General features: G+C 41.4%; 17 protein-coding genes and 2 pseudogenes. 2 read left to right on the top strand and 17 right to left on the bottom strand.

Going from position 1 to position 18360, the window contains the following annotated elements; genetic code table 11:
* From B4C48_RS14220 to B4C48_RS12185, 5 genes and pseudogenes are all read right to left on the bottom strand, one after another.
* A pseudogene (locus B4C48_RS14220) lies at positions 1-167 on the bottom strand (DUF159 family protein); the annotation flags it as partial.
* A gap of 52 nt (positions 168-219) precedes the next feature.
* On the bottom strand, positions 220-1677 hold the full coding sequence (locus B4C48_RS12200) for an aldehyde dehydrogenase family protein (protein ID WP_291356874.1): 1458 nt from the start codon (positions 1675-1677) through the stop codon (positions 220-222).
* Positions 1678-1813: 136 nt separating this feature from the next.
* Positions 1814-3976 carry a malate synthase G gene (locus B4C48_RS12195; RefSeq protein ID WP_291356872.1) on the bottom strand — a complete coding sequence of 721 codons (2163 nt, stop codon included), beginning with the start codon at positions 3974-3976 and terminating at the stop codon, positions 1814-1816.
* A gap of 360 nt (positions 3977-4336) precedes the next feature.
* Positions 4337-5485: a cell division protein ZapE gene (gene zapE / locus B4C48_RS12190; RefSeq protein WP_291356870.1), complete on the bottom strand. Its 1149-nt coding sequence runs from the start codon at positions 5483-5485 to the stop codon at positions 4337-4339.
* Positions 5486-5581: 96 nt separating this feature from the next.
* Positions 5582-6589, bottom strand: coding sequence for an AraC family transcriptional regulator (locus tag B4C48_RS12185; protein ID WP_291356868.1), 1008 nt, complete (start codon positions 6587-6589; stop codon positions 5582-5584).
* Between the two features lie 157 nt (positions 6590-6746).
* Here B4C48_RS12185 and B4C48_RS12180 point away from each other — a divergent pair, with 157 nt between their 5' ends.
* Both B4C48_RS12180 and B4C48_RS12175 read left to right on the top strand, forming a co-directional pair.
* Positions 6747-8258, top strand: a complete 1512-nt coding sequence (locus B4C48_RS12180) for a flavin-containing monooxygenase (protein WP_291356866.1) — start codon at positions 6747-6749, stop codon at positions 8256-8258.
* A gap of 49 nt (positions 8259-8307) precedes the next feature.
* Complete coding sequence (locus B4C48_RS12175) at positions 8308-9216, top strand: lysine exporter LysO family protein (RefSeq protein WP_291356864.1); 909 nt, start codon at positions 8308-8310, stop codon at positions 9214-9216.
* 118 nt (positions 9217-9334) lie between these two features.
* Here B4C48_RS12175 and pyrF read toward each other — a convergent pair whose 3' ends face one another.
* The 12 genes and pseudogenes from pyrF to B4C48_RS12115 form a co-directional block, all read right to left on the bottom strand.
* Complete coding sequence (gene pyrF, locus B4C48_RS12170) at positions 9335-10015, bottom strand: orotidine-5'-phosphate decarboxylase (protein WP_291356862.1); 681 nt, start codon at positions 10013-10015, stop codon at positions 9335-9337.
* Between the two features lie 239 nt (positions 10016-10254).
* Complete coding sequence (locus tag B4C48_RS12165) at positions 10255-10620, bottom strand: lipopolysaccharide assembly protein LapA domain-containing protein (RefSeq protein WP_291356860.1); 366 nt, start codon at positions 10618-10620, stop codon at positions 10255-10257.
* Positions 10621-10640: 20 nt separating this feature from the next.
* A complete protein-coding gene (locus B4C48_RS12160) occupies positions 10641-10943 on the bottom strand; it encodes an integration host factor subunit beta (RefSeq protein ID WP_067726064.1) in 303 nt (100 codons plus the stop codon).
* A gap of 160 nt (positions 10944-11103) precedes the next feature.
* Positions 11104-12780 (bottom strand): 30S ribosomal protein S1, encoded by a 1677-nt coding sequence (gene rpsA, locus B4C48_RS12155; RefSeq protein ID WP_291356856.1) that lies wholly within the window; start codon positions 12778-12780, stop codon positions 11104-11106.
* 109 nt (positions 12781-12889) lie between these two features.
* Positions 12890-13573, bottom strand: coding sequence for a (d)CMP kinase (gene cmk, locus B4C48_RS12150; RefSeq protein WP_291356854.1), 684 nt, complete (start codon positions 13571-13573; stop codon positions 12890-12892).
* A 17-nt stretch (positions 13574-13590) separates the two neighbouring features.
* Positions 13591-14022 carry an SRPBCC family protein gene (locus B4C48_RS12145; RefSeq protein WP_291356852.1) on the bottom strand — a complete coding sequence of 144 codons (432 nt, stop codon included), beginning with the start codon at positions 14020-14022 and terminating at the stop codon, positions 13591-13593.
* A gap of 58 nt (positions 14023-14080) precedes the next feature.
* A complete protein-coding gene (gene tadA / locus B4C48_RS12140; RefSeq protein WP_291356850.1) occupies positions 14081-14602 on the bottom strand; it encodes a tRNA adenosine(34) deaminase TadA in 522 nt (173 codons plus the stop codon).
* A 4-nt stretch (positions 14603-14606) separates the two neighbouring features.
* Complete coding sequence (locus B4C48_RS12135; RefSeq protein ID WP_291356848.1) at positions 14607-15731, bottom strand: enoyl-CoA hydratase/isomerase family protein; 1125 nt, start codon at positions 15729-15731, stop codon at positions 14607-14609.
* Positions 15728-16441, bottom strand: coding sequence for a uracil-DNA glycosylase (gene ung, locus B4C48_RS12130; protein WP_291356846.1), 714 nt, complete (start codon positions 16439-16441; stop codon positions 15728-15730). The genes B4C48_RS12135 and ung overlap by 4 nt, the downstream gene beginning before the upstream one ends.
* Positions 16442-16493: 52 nt before the next feature.
* On the bottom strand, positions 16494-17090 hold the full coding sequence (locus tag B4C48_RS12125; protein ID WP_291356844.1) for a 6-pyruvoyl trahydropterin synthase family protein: 597 nt from the start codon (positions 17088-17090) through the stop codon (positions 16494-16496).
* Positions 17091-17265: 175 nt separating this feature from the next.
* Positions 17266-18213 (bottom strand): type II secretion system minor pseudopilin GspK, encoded by a 948-nt coding sequence (gene gspK / locus B4C48_RS12120; protein WP_291356947.1) that lies wholly within the window; start codon positions 18211-18213, stop codon positions 17266-17268.
* 18 nt (positions 18214-18231) lie between these two features.
* Positions 18232-18360: pseudogene (locus B4C48_RS12115) on the bottom strand (type II secretion system protein GspJ); the annotation flags it as partial.

Raw genomic sequence — 18360 nt, 5'->3', positions numbered from 1 at the left:
GGAATTAAGCCAAAATGCACCTTTCTCCATTCCAAACCTTGCTCAGACTTAAATAACAGAGGCAACTCATAATTGGGATAGACTTCCTCTGGATATTCAAATGGAATATCAGGAAGATTTAAATCACGTAACTGTTTTAAAGTAAGCGGTTTAAAGTTAGCACACATACGACCAATTTTATAATAAGGCTGCCCCTATTATAACTTTATATAATGGCTTTTACTGCCCTTCAGTATTCGGAATCGTTAACCAATGTGTACGGCTAAACTCTTCCAATATCCACTGTCCATTAAAACGTCCTAGGCCGGAATTTTTCTCTCCACCAAAAGGAGCATTCGGTTGATCCGCTACAGTAATGGAATTGAGATGCGTCATACCGGCATCGATCTGCATCGCAAAATGTTTTCCACGCTCGAGGTCGCTAGTACATACTGCACTCGACAATCCATAAGCTGTGTCATTGGCTAAGCGTAAGGCATCTGATTCATTTTGTGCCTTAATGATCGGTAGGACTGGCCCAAAACTTTCTTCTTTAGCTAAACTGGAATCTGGATTTACATCAACAAAAATATGGGGTGGAATGACATTTCCCTGAATCTCATCATGAACCATCAGTTTTGTTCCCTCTTGTAATGCCTGGCTAATGATCTGTCTTATTTTTTCTAGCTGTGAAGCATTGATAATTGGCCCTATTAACGTGTTTTCATTCGAAGGATCACCATAGCTAATATTTTTGGTTCGTTGAATCAGTTTTTCAACAAAAACATCATAAACTTTAGCATCGACAATCACCCGGTTGGTGCTCATACAAATTTGCCCCTGATGCAAAAAACGTCCCATCACTGCCAGCTCCACCGCCAGATCGATATCTGCATCATCTAGAACCACTAAAGGTGCATTACCTCCCAGTTCCAGTGCAATTCGTTTCAGATGATTACCCCCGACTGCCAGTTGTCCGACACGTTTTCCAACTAGAGTTGAACCGGTGAATGAAATCATTTTAGGCGTATCGTGCTCAACAAAGTAATCTCCAATTTCACTGCCTAAACCTGCAACCACGCTGAATACACCTTGAGGGAGTCCTGCTTCTTCAAAAATTTTGGCCAGTAATAGTCCTCCTGTAATCGGGGTATCAGTTGCAGGCTTTAACACCACGCAATTTCCAATTGCAATGGCTGTAACCACAGAACGCATACTCAGGTGAAATGGAAAGTTCCAGGGACTAATGACGGCAATGACACCCAAAGGTTTTTGTACCGCATAACTTTTTCGGTCAGGATCTGTCGATTGCAATTCACGGGTTGTCATTCTTTCAGGAAATGTCATCGCCTCATTAATAATGCCCAATACCGCATCTACTTCAAGATTGGCTTTTAAACGTGTACTGCCGGATTCTTGAATTAACCAGTGAACAATTTCTTCGCGTCTATTTTTGACCACATCCAAAACCCGAAGGATGATATTTTTACGCTCGGATGGAAGCGTTTGCGACCAAGTAGCAAAACTACGCTCTGCCGCAAAATAGGCACTATCCACATCAACCAGGCTAGCAGCCTGCAATTTCAGAATAAGTTCTTGAGTATAGGGATTAAGATTATTCAGCGTATGGGTTGATGTGCCTTTCAGCCAATGCCCTGCAATAAATTGTTCATCATTAAATTGATAAGCTTGCATCATCAAATCCCTTACTTATTCTGCTTTAAGGATTAATGTAAAGCTGAATGCATTAAAGTGCCAGAATAAAGGGCTTTTAGTTACTTTTAGACAATAAAAAAGCCTCCGAAGAGGCTTTTTCTATTAAACAGTGTGAGGATTAATCACCTGTATAACCTTTTAACTTCAAACGTGCTGCGTGAAGTAGTGGCTCGGTATAACCAGAAGGCTGTTCACCACCCTTGAATACCAAGTCATAAGCAGCTTGATATGCATAACCGTTGAAGTTTGGCGCCATTGGTGTATAAAGGGGGTCATTCGCATTTTGCTCATCAACCACTTTTGCCATACGCTGCATTACTTCTTCAACTTGCTCAGCAGTTACAATACCGTGACGTAACCAGTTGGCAACGTGTTGAGAAGAAATACGTAATGTTGCACGGTCTTCCATCAAGCCAACATCATTGATGTCTGGAACTTTAGAACAACCTACACCCAAGTCAACCCAACGAACGACATAACCCAAGATACCTTGAAGGTTATTTTCAAGCTCTTTGGTTTTCTCTTCTTCAGACCAGTTGGTATCAGTCGCTAAAGGCGGCGTTAACAAGTCATCTAATGATAATGGCTGAGTATTCAACAATTCTTTTTGACGCTCAGACACGTTGCATTGATGATAGTGGATCGCGTGAATCACCGCGCCAGATGGAGATGGAACCCATGCACAGCTTGCGCCAGCTTCTGGATGCTCAATCTTGGTTTTGTACATGTCTGCCAGCATGTCCGGTTTAGGCCACATGCCTTTACCAATCTGTGCTTTACCACGTAAACCTGCTTGAAGGCCGATCATCACGTTACGGTTTTCATAAGCCGGGAACCAGATTTGTGACTTCACTTCGCCTTTACGAACAAATGGACCTGCTTCCATAAAGGTATGGATTTCATCACCGGTACGGTCCATGAAGCCCGTGTTAATGAAGATGGTACGGTCTTTCGCTTGAGCGATACAGTTTTTCAAGTTTACAGATGTACGGCGTTCTTCATCCATGATCCCGATTTTTAATGTTTTTGCAGGTAAACCAAGCGCCTGTTCAGCACGTTCAAATAGCTCAACCGCAAATGCAACTTCTTCTGGGCCGTGCATTTTTGGCTTCACGATGTACATAGAACCTTTACGTGAGTTCTTGATCGTGTTTTCGCCTTTGATGTCTGCAAAAGTAAGCAATGGGGTGATTAACGCATCCATGATACCTTCGTAGATCTCTTGACCATCTACAAGGATCGCTGGGTTTGTCATCAAGTGACCCACGTTACGAAGCAGCATCAATGAACGGCCGTGAAGTTTAGTTTCACCACCGATCAAATTCTTGTGCGTACGGTCTTGGTTCAGTGTACGAGTAACAGTCTTGCCATTTTTCTCGATTGACTCTGAAAGTGTACCGCGCATTAAGCCTAACCAGTTACGGTAGCCTTCAACTTTCTCTTCAGCATCGACAGCTGCGATAGAGTCTTCCAAGTCTTGAATGGTGGTTACAGCCGCTTCAAGTACAAGATCTTTTACGCCAGCAGCGTCAGTTTTACCAATTGGGCTAGTTGCATCAATTTCAATTACAACGTGTAAGCCGTTGTTCAAAAGAATGATTTCTGTAGGTGCTGCTTCTTCACCATTAAAACCAACGAATTGAGCTTCTTTTGCTAAAGTAGTCGTTGAACCGTCTTTTAAGGTTACAGCTAATTTTTTGCCTTCAACTGCATATTTAGTTGCATCTGCATGCGAACCATTTGCCAATGGGAAGGTTTCATCTAAGAAGTTTTTAGCAAATGCGATAACTTTATCGCCACGAACCGGGTTATAGCCCTTACCTTTTTCCGCGCCGCCTTCTTCAGAGATCACGTCAAAACCGTAAAGAGCATCGTATAAAGAGCCCCAACGTGCATTCGCAGCATTCAAGCAGTAACGTGCATTACGCACAGGTACTACTAACTGTGCACCAGCCAATAATGCGATTTCTTCATCTACATTTTCTGTGCTGATTTGGAAATCTTCTACTTCTGGTAATAAGTAGCCAATTTCTTTAAGGAAAGCTTTGTAAGCTTCGAGTTCAAATTTGTTGTTGCGGTGCCATTCATCAATTTTCGCCTGAATGTCGTCACGCTTAGCCAATAGTGCTTTGTTCTTTGGGCTAAGATCGACAACGACTTGTTCAAAGTTTTTCCAGTATGTTTCACTGTCTAAACCAGAACCTGGTAATGCTTCATTTTCGATGAAATCGTAAAGTTCTTTAGCAATCGCTAACTTGCCTTTTTGAATACGTGCAGTCATTGTCTTTCCTGATATTGCTACTTTTTATAACAAGAGATTCTAGTATACCGATTTATACTTAGCTGAATAGTACTATCACATTCCTAAATAATGATCATTTTCTAATAAATGAATATCTACATCACTCAATAAAATACAGATCACAAATGCAACATTATTATTTGCCTGAATACCTTTTTATAGTTTATAAAGTTTTTAAAATGTCGAAATTAGACTTAAGTGCAGAATTTTGCTTTAAAACTACGCAAAAGCTTATTTCTCATCGCTATCGAGCCAAGATTAAGCCATGAATAAGCCAAAATGTCGATAAATCAGGCAAAGAATTTATATAAAAAAAGCGCCTAATTAGGCGCTTGATATTTAGATGGCTTCCGAGGCTGAACCCTGTATTTGTCGATGTTCAGCATTCAGATAATCATCGGACTGCATTTCCAGTAAACGTGAACGCGTGCGTTCAATTTCAAAAGCCAGTTTTTCACCTTGATAAATATCAATAATACTGTCTTCTGAAGTCAGCAACAGTTTGACGCCACGGTCATAAAACTCATCGACCAGATAAATAAAACGGCGCGCACCTTCCGACAAGTAATCGGTGAGATGCGGCACATTGCTCACCAGCACGGTATTATATACGTTGGCAATTTCAATAAAGTCAGCCGGACTACGCGGTTTTAAGCATAGCTCTGAATATTCACACCACAATACATCTTCGGTATGACCAATGGTTTCGACAATACGGTTATTGATGATGATTGGTTCTTGTGACTGGGTCTGCGTCTGGGTTAAAGCGGTAAAACGCTGGGCAATCCAAAGCTTATGCTCATGCGTTAATGGATGCTTAAACAATTGTGCCTGTTTAAGCACACGCAACCGATAATCCACACCGGCATCTACATTGAGAATGACACAATGTTTTTTAACCATTTCAATGGTAGGCATGAAACGGTCACGATGAATTCCGTTTTTATATAAACCATCCGGCGCAATATTTGAAGTTGCCACCAAAGTAATGCCACGGGTAAACAGTTTCTGGAATAACTCACTCAGAATCATGGCGTCAGTGACATTAGAGACAAAGAACTCATCAAAACAGATGACGACTGCCTGCTGGTAAATCTGGTCTGCCACCTGATCCAGCGGATTACGCTGTCCTGATAATTTATTCAATTCACGGTGTACATGCTGCATGAAATGATGGAAATGCATGCGCATTTTACGGCGAAACGGAATTGACTCAAAAAACTGATCCATTAACCAGGTTTTACCACGTCCCACACCGCCCCACATGTATACACCGCGTGGTGAAGTTTGACGGCGAAAACGGCGAAACGCTTTTTTTGATGCTTTAAAACGCTGAATCAATTCCTGCCAAACCCGATCCAGCTCATGTACAGCTTGCGCCTGTGCTTCATCTGGCATGAACTGACCAGAAGATAACGCTTGCGCATACCGTTCCGCAGGTGACATAGGGATAAAGGCTGTACTGTGCTTAGAATTTAAATCTGACATATCATTGAATACTATTTTAGGCTATTGAAAGTATAGCGAAGATTGAGATGAAATATATAACACTTTGGCATTAATATACTTAGGCTATTTACGAAACTATTTAAAGTACTGACGTGGACTTTGGCCAAACCAGCGCTTAAAGGCATGATTAAAAGCGGCAGGCTCCGAATAACCCAGTAATTCTGCAATCATTTCAATAGAATACTCCTTATATTCTATCAACTTTAAGGCTTTGTCTTTAATCAGTTGCTCACGTATCTGTTTATAACTACTTTGCAATTGTTGCAATTGATGCCGCAATGTTCGCTCTGGAATTTGCAGGGCCTGTGCCGTTTCCGCCATGGTAGGTATTACCCCTTCTTGTAGTTCTAAATAATCTTGTACACGCTGCACCAAGGATGGAACAGATTCATCCGTCTTTAAACGCTCTAACTCGGCTATACATTTGCTTTCATAGAGATTAAAAGTCATTTTATCTGCTGAAGGAATCTGTACATCCAATACGCTATCATCAAACCAGAATTCCGCAGAACCGGCAGCAAACTGTAATTCCGCACCATAGTAATGATGGTAAAGCTCTAAAACCTGCTGATCTTCAGGTGGCGGAAATGGCAGTTCAATATGTATTTGAGGAATACTCAACCCCATCATTTGATAAAGATCCTGAATAAATTTATATGTTCCCGAGATTTCACATTGTGCCCGCAACAAGCCCAGATCACTGTTTAAATCTTCAGGCGCATAACACAGCGCCACCTTTTGATTTTTATATTTTAGGCTTAAGACACCGGTTAAATGCGTTAATGCCTGATAGCGAATCCCCTGCTCTAAAGCAATACGCAGGTTTTCAGTGGTAACCAGCAACATCAGCAAAGGACCATAACCTGCAAGTGCATAATGCTGTCCAATAAACAGACCTTTTTCTGGTTCGACGCCCTGTCCAATCACTTTAAGCACATCCCATTCCAGGCTAGGATGAATAATTGAGCTAGGATCTAAAGCTTCCGCATGCAATCCAATACTTTGAAGTTTTGAATCAACCGCCACACCTGCTTTACGCATGCCCTGAATTAAATACATCAAGCCGAGAATTGATCGTTTCATAACAGGATCATATGGAAAATAACATCTCAATTTTTACTATAATTTTTCCAGCTTGCAAATTGCCGAAACTATCAATTTTTCTGTCATGGCTATCATGTCGGTTTTCCAACTCTTGCGATAAGCTATAAAAATAATAGATGTCATAAGGCCTATAAAAATGCATACTCCAGCTCAGTCCCAAACTCTACCGAAACATACAAAAATTGCCATTATTGGGGCAGGCTTTGGCGGGTTAGCGATGGCTATACGTCTATTACAAAACCATATTCATGATTTCGTGATTCTGGAAAAAGCCAGTGAAGTCGGCGGAACCTGGCGCGAAAATCAATATCCTGGCGCAGCCTGCGATGTGCAATCGCATATGTATTCTCTTTCTTTCGCACCGAAAAGTGACTGGTCAAAACGCTATGCAGAAGCACCTGAAATTTTTAAATATATACAAGCTTTAGTCGCAGACCATAATTTAGAAAAATATTGCCAATTTAATTGTGAAGTCCTTGAGGCGACATACAATAACCAGAGTTGTGAGTGGAAACTTACGTTCAGTAATGATCAGACTTTAATGGCTCAATTTGTAGTTTTTGCCTCTGGTCCTTTGCATGTACCGCACATCCCGCATATTCCGGGCATTGAAAAATTTCAGGGTAAAGTTTTTCATTCCTCTCACTGGGATCATCAATATGATTTAACCGGTAAGTATGTCGCCTCTATTGGAACTGGTGGCAGCGCGATTCAATATCTTCCTGAAATTGCGCCTAAAGTTAAGCAACTTTATGTATTGCAGCGTACCGCGGCTTGGGTCATTCCCAGAGATGAACGTCATTATTGGAATATCGAAAAGAAATTATTCAAAAAATTAAACTGGTTTAGAAAGCTGCATCGGGCACGTTTATATTGGTCAAACGAATCTCGCGTGGTTCCTATTGTTCAACCTACAGTGATGAAATATACACAAAAGCTGGCAGAAGCTTTTATCAGGTTTCAGGTCAAAGACAGAAATCTGGTTCAAAAACTGACACCCGATTACATCATGGGCTGCAAACGTATTTTAGTGTCTAATAAGTACTACCCTACTTTTAACCGCAGCAATGTTGAACTGGTGACCGAGGCTATTCAGGAATTAACCGCAAACAGCATCATTACCAAAGATGGCAAAGAATACAAAATTGATTGCTTAATTTATGGCACCGGTTTTATTACCGATCCTCGCATTTATCTAAAATCATTTAAATGTACTGGTGAACACGGACAAGATTTACGAGATGCCTGGCAAGCGGGTGCAGAAAGCTTTTATGGTATTTGCACCAAAGGCTTCCCCAATTTATTTCAGCTATTAGGGCCTAATACGGTTTTGGCACACAACTCGGTCATTTTTATGATTGAGGCTCAGGTCAATTATATTCTGAAAATGATTGAACTGGTCGAAAGCTCTCATAGTCATGCGATTGTGGTTAAAGATCAGGCTCAAGACCGATTCAATCAGGATGTACAAAAACTACTCGATGGTACAGTGTGGCAATCTGGCTGTGTGAGCTGGTACCAACAAGATGGCGGTAAAAACTTTGCTCTCTGGCCTACCTACACATGGAAATATTGGCTACAAACCAGAAAACTTAATCCTGCAGATTACCGTCTGCTAAATAAAACGGCTGGGAGTCGTGCAGCCTAAATATTTAAAGGTCATAATAAGCAGGTATTTATTAGCTGCTTAATTCTTTATGCAATCCTTTTGGTTGATTTTCCAATTACTCATTTGCTTAGGACTTGGATTTATTTTGGCAAGACGTTTACCGCACTGGTTAGAACGTCTTGCTTTTCAGATTCTACCCTATTTCACTTATATACTATTAATTGCTATTGCTATTGAGTTTGCTCAAACATTGCACACCATTGCTCAGCCTTGGCAAATTCTGAATCATGCCGCGCTTTTAGCCATACTTACCAGTGTCGGTGCATTTATCTGCTGTTATGTATTATTCAAGCTTTTAGGCTATCAACCCAGTCATGGCAAAGTATCCATGAGCCTGGTCAGCAAATCACTTATTAATATCAGTTATGCTTTTATTGCATTGCTATTTGGTTATGCACTCTCTGAATCTGCAACAAACTTTGGTTATACCTTGCAGATAAGCACATGGCACCTATTATTGGTATTCATGTTTTTGATTGGTTTGGATCTCGCCTATTCACCCTTGGACCGATCTTGGTTAAATTGGAAAATATTACTGGTACCCTTGGGTTGCATCGTCGGTTCACTACTGGGTGCTTTCGTTACAGCATCAATCATTCAAGATATCAGCTTAAAAGATCTCATCATGCTGTCGCAAGGTTATGGCTTTTATTCCATGACTGGGATCGTAGTGACTGAACTTAAAAATGCGCATCTTGGCAGTATTGCACTGATGAATGATTTATTTAGAGAAATTCTGGCGATTGTGTTTATGTATATTATCGGTTGGCGCTACCCACGTTCTGCAATTTCCTCAGCAGGAGCAACCGCGATGGATGTTACCTTGCCCATGGTAAAACAGGCTTGCGGTAATGATTTTATTCCACACGCCATGGTAAGCGGTTTTATTCTTTCGGTATTGGCACCGATATTGGTGAGCGTGTTGGCAGCGATTTAAATTCTTCCTCCCTTGCGGAGCAGTGCTTCTCATCTCTCAGAGAGTGAGGACTTGTTCATTTTTACGATAATGGAACGTTCTCTCTCCCTTTGGGAGAGAGTTAGAGAGAGGGTGTAAATTACAAAGTTGCCAAAATATCTTTCAGCATTTGACTCGGATTTTCCGACTTGGTAATTGGACGACCAATCACCAAATGTGTAGAACCATCCAGCATCGCCTGCTTCGGTGTGACAATTCGTTTTTGATCGTCTGCTGCCGAACCTGCCGGACGAATACCCGGCGTGACTAAAGCAAAGTCTGCTCCTAAAGTTTCACGCAGCATTTTGGCTTCTTGAGCAGAACAGACCACGCCATCCAGACCACTTTCTTGAGTAAGTTTCGCCAGACGTTGCACTTGTTCAAATGGCTCGATATCCAAACCAATGTCTTTTAAATCTTCACGTCCCATGGAAGTCAGCACAGTCACCGCAATTAACTGGGTCTTGTAGTTCCCTGCTTGTAAACGCTCTACACAGGTTTCCATCATTTTACGACCACCAGATGCATGCACATTGACCATCCACACACCCAGGTCTGCTGCAGCACACACTGCTTGAGCTGTGGTATTTGGAATATCATGAAACTTCAAGTCCAAGAAAACTTCAAAACCCTTGTCATGCAATGCCTTAACCACACTTGGGCCTTCATGCGTAAATAGCTCTTTACCAACTTTCACCCGACATAATGCAGGATCTAACTGCTCCGCAATCGTTAACGCGTCATATTGGCTTTTAGCATCCAGTGCAACAATGATACTCAAGAGACTTACCTTCGCTCAGACAAAAAAGAAAGCTTATTATAAAAGGTATTCCTGGCTTTAACAAAGTGATAAAAAAATTAGTTAATTGAAGTTATTATTTTGAACAACATATAGATAGTTGCCTTTTTAAAATAAAAAAACACCCTGAATAAAACAATTCAGGGTGTTTTAAAATTTATTCAATGTTCTGGTTCCAGGCACAATTTCCTAAAACTCAAACATTATACTAACACATCATATTACAAGGGATTAGACGAACGATCTTCAGAATGAATGTCTAAAACTGTTTTTTCATGTCTGCTATGCGCTGCTGCTTCAGCTGCTGCCAGCTGAGCCGCCTGTATTTGTTCCTTGCGAAGATATTCTATGTCTTTACGTAATCGCTTAATTTCCCAATTATTTTGAAATACCCGGAAAATTTGTACCCCTAACAATAAACCCAGTACCAGACCTAATGCCAAGGTTAATAACAGCAATAAACCCAAACGCATTGCAGGCACTTGTGTAAATAGTAGGTCAACTGAAAGTTCAGTACCGTTTTGTAGTACAAGAGCTAAAGAATAGCCAAAAAGTACAATGAGTAATGCGACTAATACGTAACGCATAAACACCCCATAAATTTTTATTACTGTGCAGATTCGTTTACTGCATCACGTAATGCTTTACCAGGTTTAAAATGCGGAACTGCTTTTGCAGCCACTTCAACAGATTTACCTGTTTTAGGATTACGTCCCACACGTGGATCACGGTGATGCAAAGCGAAACTACCAAAACCACGAATCTCAATACGATTATCCGATGATAATGCAGCTATCATTTGATCAATCATAATCTTAACAGCTTCTTCAACCAATGGTTCTGCTAAGTGTGGATTTTTTAGGGAAATTCGCTCTATTAAGTCAGACTTATTCAGTGCTTCCGTAGTCATCTGCGACCTCTTTAATTATCAAGCTACTTTGTAGATGAAACGATAATAACCTGTTTAAATACAAAACGGTAGCGTAATAAGTTAATACTACGCTACCGTTTACAGTATTTGTGTAAAAAGTATTAGTTAATTTACATTAACAATACATTTTAACGTCTACTTAGTTGCCCATTTGAGCTTTGATCAAATCACCAATAGTCTTAGGACCATTGTCTTGACCTGTAGTTGCTGTACGTAAGTTAGCAACTGCTTCTTTCTCTTCAGCTTCGTCTTTCGCTTTGATAGACAAGTTGATAGAGCGAGATTTACGGTCTACATTGATGATTTTAGCTTCAACTTCTTGACCAACTTCAAGGAACTTAGTTGCATCTTCAACGCGGTCGCGGTTGATTTCAGATGCTTTAAGAGTCGCTTCAACTTCGTCAGCTAACTTAACAGTCGCGCCACGAGCATCAACTGCAGTTACAGTACCTTTAACAAGCGCACCGCGTTCGTTAGCAGCTAAGAAATCGTTGAACGGATCGCTGTTCATTTGTTTAATACCAAGGCTGATACGGTTGCCTTCAGCATCTACAGACAGGATAACCGCTTCAACAGTGTCGCCTTTCTTGTAACGACGGATAGCTTCTTCGCCTTGTTCATTCCAAGAAATATCAGACAAGTGAACTAGACCATCGATACCACCTGGTAAACCGATGAAAATACCGAAATCAGTGATTGATTTAATAGTACCTGAAACTTTTTCGCCTTTGTCGTGGTCTTTAGCAAACTCTTCCCATGGGTTAGCACGAGTTTGTTTGATACCAAGAGAAATACGACGACGTTCTTCGTCCACTTCAAGAACCATAACATCAACTTCGTCACCAATCTGAACAACTTTAGATGGGTGGATGTTTTTGTTAGTGTGGTCCATTTCTGAAACGTGTACTAAACCTTCAACGCCTTCAGCGATTTCAGCGAAACAACCGTAATCAGTCAGGTTAGTTACGCGCGCTTTAACGATAGAACCTTTAGGGTAACGGTTCATGATCGCTAACCATGGATCTTCGCCTAATTGTTTAAGGCCTAAAGATACGCGGTTACGTTCGCGGTCGAATTTAAGTACTTTAACAGTAACTTCTTGACCAACTTCAACAACTTCTGATGGGTGCTTGATACGTTTCCAAGCCATATCAGTGATGTGAAGAAGACCGTCGATACCGCCAAGGTCAACGAACGCGCCGTAATCAGTAAGGTTCTTGATCGTACCAGTAACTGTTTGACCTTCTTCAAGCTGAGCAAGAAGAGCTTCACGGTCAGCTGAAGATTCAGCTTCCATAACAGCACGACGTGAAACCACAACGTTGTTACGTTTAGCGTCAAGTTTGATTACTTTGAATTCTAACTCTTTACCTTCTAAGTGAGTAGTATCACGAATAGGACGAGTATCAACTAAAGAACCTGGAAGGAACGCACGAACTGGACCGATGTCAACAGTGAAACCGCCTTTAACTTTACCAGAGATAACACCAGTAACGATTTCGCCGTCTTCAAAGATTTTTTCAAGTTTAGTCCAAGTTTCAGCACGTTTAGCTTTTTCACGTGATAAAACTGTTTGACCCATACCGTTGTCAAGAGCTTCAACAACAACATCAACAGTATCGCCAACTTGAACTTCAAGTTCACGTTGGTCGTTTAAGAATTCAGCGCGGTCAACGATACCTTCTGATTTAAGGCCAGTGTCAACTGTTACCCAGTCAGAATCGATATTTACTACAACGCCTTGGATGACAGCACCCTTTTCAACGTTGAGGTTTAATTCGCTTTCTTCAAAGAGGGCTGCAAAAGATTCGGTCATGATATACCTGATAAAGTCAGCGGTCTTGGATCAGACAAGGCCGGTTTAATTAAGCTTCCACATAGTCCGTAATAAACTGATCTAGCTATGCTTTCGCTGAAAAAATTCTTTAATTTGCTAATTGCTGGTCAACAAAACTGGTCATCAACTTGAATACTTCATCAATGCCCAATGCGGAACTATCGATAATGTATGCATCTGCTGCTGGCTTGAGTGGGGCGACTGTGCGCTCCATATCACGCTTGTCTCGAGCTTGTATATTAGCTAAAATGTCGTTTATTTTAACATCTAGCCCCATACCCTGCAACTGCTTTACTCTTCGCTCAGCTCGCGATTCAGCCGATGCAGTCAGATAAATCTTGGCTTGTGCTTCCGGGAAGATGGCTGTTGCCATATCACGTCCATCCGCAACCAGTCCCGGAGCTTGCGCAAATGCACGTTGACGCTCCAATAATGCTGTTCTAAGTTCAGGAATTGCTGCAACTTTTGAAGCAAACTCACCAACACGCTCAGTACGGATGGTTTGAGTCACATCTTCCCCATCTAGCTCAACACGAGTACCCGCCTCATTCGTAACAAATTTTATGTCTAAATTTGTTGCAATTTTAACACACCGTTCCAGTTCAGAATCCAGGCAATCGAGTAAATCCTGTTGATGTAATGATAGCCCGAGCAGACGATAGAGAGCACCTGAATCAAGCAAATGAAATTGATAATGTGCTGCCAGTTTAGCGGCAAGGGTGCCTTTTCCCGAACCACTTGGCCCATCTATGGTAATAATTTGAACTGTCATTAATTTTCCACTTTGCGCTATACAGTTTTAGCTAATTTTGAAAAACCTAGTTTAATCGCAGATTTAAGCTGTGCAAGGATTAATTTACTAATGAAAGGTGCACGTGCCTGCAATTCAATCGTATAGGTGACCAAAGTTTTATCCGCATCTTTTGCTTCAAACTCGATAATGCCCAGATGATGTTTCACCAAAGGATTTTTCACAATCTGGTATTCGATACGCTGATTCGGCTCCAGCAAAGTAATTTGTTCCTGTAAAGGTTTAATCGGACCAAACCCCATACGGCGCACCGAACCCACCCCATCTAGACGTTCAGGATCACTGGAGTCTTTAACCCGCTCAACCTGAATCGGTGCAAATGCGACATTGTAAGTGGCATGCTTAGATAACAATTCGAAAACCTGATCGATGGGTGCGTTAAATTCTTTTTTTACTTGAATAGAATTCATGACTTATCCTGATTTTTATTGACAATACTCATTGTCATTATAGTTTACATGGTTTGAATTAATGATTCTGATCATTTAGGGACTTTTCTTGTAACTTCTGCAATCTTTTTTGCTCACGGCGCATTTTGAAAAAATCGCTGAGCTGTTTAGAACACTGCTCATCCAGACATCCGGCAGCAAAATCAAACTGATGGTTATAGTATCCGGTTTCCAATAACTTGCGTGCACTGACCAGCGATCCTGCTTTCGGCTCGGTGGTGCCAAACACGACTCGTGACACCCGCGCATGAATCAATGCCCCGACACACATGGTACAAGGCTCTAAAGTCACATACAGAACCGAGTCTTCGGGCAAACGATAATTATTCAGATGAGCACAAGCCTGGCGTAATGCCTGAACTTCAGCATGTGCTGTCGGATCATTTAAACAAATGGGCGCATTATATCCTGCACCAATAATCTGATTTTGACTGACAATGACTGCACCCACAGGAATCTCTTGTTTTGAGGCTGCAATGGCAGCTTGCTCATAAGCAAACTGCATCCAGTATTCATCAGTCAATTGTGGAGCATCAGTCATATTATTAGCTGATTACACCGTAATGCTTTAATAAATCATTCCAGCTTTGGATATTGGTCACGGGTGGACAATCAGACAAAATCGCTTTTAAAGAAAAATCACTGCCTTTTTTCCATTCTGGAGACAGGTCTTTATCAACCAAACGTGCCCGCACACCCTCTACGAAATCTGGATGGCGAATCTTCCAGTTAGATATTTGCGTTTCCAGCTCAAAAACTTCATTCCAGGAATGAACACGCTTGCCCCATTGCCATAATAGCCAGGTAATTGCAGCAGTCGCTGGTGAACCCTTTTGCAAGTTTTCACTGGCTTGACGGAGCCAGTCACTGCGTGCATCACTGAGTCCGATAATCGATTCATAGTCCTGTTCAAAGTTGACCCCACGGCAAACACTATGAATAACATCCAATGAATTTTGCAGCGGACCAGGACCCACAGGGCGATGCATACTGTTTAAGGTGTCATCAATAGCACGAAAATCCCCAGCAGGATAATGTCCCCAGTCAATATCCAGCATTTTTTCCAACACATTATCACGCTGCGCCTCACAAATATGAGTAGCCCAGCCAATCCCGTAAGCACCAGCAGCAGTCATGATTGAACCGGTTAAACCGGTAAATAAACCAATCGCGCCACGATCTGCCAGGAAGCGGGTCGCACCCACGTCTGGATACAAGCCAATGTTAATTTCAGGCATCGCCAAACGCGAGTAAGGGGTAACCAAACGAAATGGTGCAGCCATAAACAGGCCCAAACCACCACCCATCACATAACCTTCGCCCCATACCAGTACCGGCTTGGCATAATTATGAAGTAACAGGTCTAATGCATATTCCTGTTCAAAGAATTTATTGGCAGTGGCAACTTCGTCATTGATGACTAACTGACGCAGTTTACGCACATCACCACCGGCGCAAAATGCTTTAGGCGTAGTTGAATCCAGCCAAATTGCTTTTACCGCATCATCATAATGAAAATCTTGGAACACCTGCAAAAGTGCAGTAACGATAGATTCATCCAGGGCATGTAGAGATTTCGGGCGGTTCAGGCGAACAATGCGCCAGCCATTTTTCGCCTCCTCTACGATAAGATCGGGATGATAATTTTTTAATTCAGGAGATTGTGTCATGCGTCCAGCTGCCAATTGATCGGCTCAATGCCATTTTGTTTCAGATAATTATTTGCTTTCGAAAAGACTTTACAACCAAAAAAACCACCACGGTTTGCTGACAAAGGCGAAGGATGCGCAGCTTTCAATACCAGATGCTTATTTTGATCGATACGTTGTCCTTTACGTTGCGCATACGCGCCCCAAAGGATAAATACAATGTGTTCACACTGCTCGTTTAAAACGTCAATTACGTGATCAGTAAAATCTTCCCAGCCACGTTTTTGATGTGATGTCGGCTGTCCTGCCTCGACAGTCAATACTGCATTGAGCAATAACACCCCTTGTTCAGCCCAACGGGTTAAATCACCGTGCTTGGGAACAGGAATACCAAGGTCGGTATTTAATTCATGAAAAATATTACGTAAAGATGGTGGTAATGCAACCCCTTTTTGTACTGAAAAACTTAATCCATGAGCCTGATTGGGGCCATGATAAGGATCTTGCCCCAGAATAACGACTTTAACGCGATTAAAGGGTGTTGTATTTAAAGCATTAAAAATGAGTGAATTAGGTGGATATATAACTTTATCCGCATTTTTTTCAGTAACAAGAAACTGTTTTAAATCATCCATTTTGGCACTAAGCAAAAATTCGCTCAAGGCATTCTTCCAACTTGCCTCTAACTGGATTTTATCAAGTTTCGTTTGCTGCTGTTCAGTTAAAGACATACTTCCTTCCTAATTCTTTCTTTGTTCAATATACCCATGAATTGAATAATCTTTAGATTTTCACTTGAAGATCAACCGTTGGGTTTTGGAATTTAAGGCCTTGTTGTAATTTTTCATACATTTTAGGATCTGCCCATTCCACTCGAACCTGTTCAGAAAACACAATTTTATCAAGGCTGAGTACACCCATTTGCTCATTTTCAATGTCTTCGATAAAGCTTTGCGCATAACCGGTATCAGTTTCATGCACAATCACCGAATAGACCTCTACATCACCTTCCCCGTTTTGGGTTTCGGTAGATGCAAGCACTTGCTGTGCCAGATAGAAGAAAATACGGGAAAACTGTTCTGCAGATGGTGAAACGGGTAAAGACACCCAGCGTGCGCTAAATTTTTTACAGGCATCAATATATTCAGCATCATCATGTTGCCAGAAGCAGATCGCATGATCAAAACTGTCAAAAATATCCTTGATTACGCCTTTTAATAATCCGAAGTCATAGACCATTTGACCATGATCAAGCTTCGAAGCCTTAAGCAATAATTCAACCTTATAGCTATGACCATGAATCGAACGCTTACAGCGATCCGATGTGCAATTTCGCACAATATGAGCATTTTCAAATTTAAATAACTTACGAATTAACATGTGCCGTGATGCAATCAAAAATCTGTGAATTGAACTCAATTATAAAGCAAATGCGAAAGTTATAAAGTAAAAGTGGCAATCTGCGCATGAATTTTACTGTTCAGCATCATTGGAGAAACTCATCCAGCTTCAGAAATGACGGTGCCATTTTTTTGCAACACCGTGTTTAAGCTCATCAAAATGGCGCCATGCTGCGAGATGACACATAAACTGTCTTATCCTGTCGCACCAAATCACTACTGAACTGGCGTTTACGTCCACTAAGCATCATGTCAATTTTAGCTTTGAAATACTCGGATTTCACACCTAACAGATTACTGACTTCCCCCCGAACATCGACACTCACCTGACTAAACGGCTCAATTGCCCATAGGTCATTTACACTGGCAAAATACTCTAAATTGCTTTGCCGCCGTTGCAACACTTGTTGTACTGCTTTGATGTCCAGTTTGGGATCAAGACTTGCCAGCAACATTGCCGGAGCGGTATTTATATTTACCTTGCTGTCGGAAGTCGGTACAGCAGTCACATAATCGGCAATTTGCAGGTATTTCGCACCTTCAAAGCCGCGCACCAGTTTAAGTTCTTGCACACTATGAAATTTACTGTTTGCCGGTAAATAGCCTTGTGCTAGTCCCTGATAATAGCTGGCTTCAGCCCCCATTGCGCCAATAGTTTCATTATCCACATCTTGCCAGTCAATCACGGCTTCACTCAACTTTTCCGGCAATCCCACACGTAGCAGCAATTTTTCAAACCAGGCTTTTGCCTGAAGATTTGGCGTACCATCCGCATTCACCAGGCTATTTAAATTAAATTTTCCTGATTGATCTTCCAAAGTTCCAGATACAAAACCATCCTCTACAGGAAACGCCGGCATAGGTTTGGCCCAGTTTTCTTGCAAATGATCAATATCACCGGCATTTTCCGCATCATCAACCAGCAGTTCTGAAAAAAAGGCTTCAGCACTTTTGGCATATAATAGTGACTGGTTCTGACGCATCAAATATGCCGTGTTTTCAGCTGTATTGGCCTGTCTTTTGGCAATAGTCGCAGCAAGGATGGTCGCCAAAGCTACCATGACCAGAATCGTGATTAAGGCAATTCCCTGTTGCGGCTTTATGTTCAATTAAGTCAAACCTTATGATGTAGAGTTGTTTGTATTGCTATTTATGATGGTTTTTCGCTGTTTTAAATAGTCAGTGTTTAATAGACTGAAAATCCATTCATAGGCCACATCTTTGACGGTCAGTTTAATTTTAATACCTTT

The sequence above is a fragment of the Acinetobacter sp. UBA3106 genome (assembly GCA_002365595.1).
Classification (GTDB): domain Bacteria; phylum Pseudomonadota; class Gammaproteobacteria; order Pseudomonadales; family Moraxellaceae; genus Acinetobacter.
Note: the sequence above shows the minus strand (reverse complement) of the source record. Positions and strands in the feature narration are given on the sequence as shown.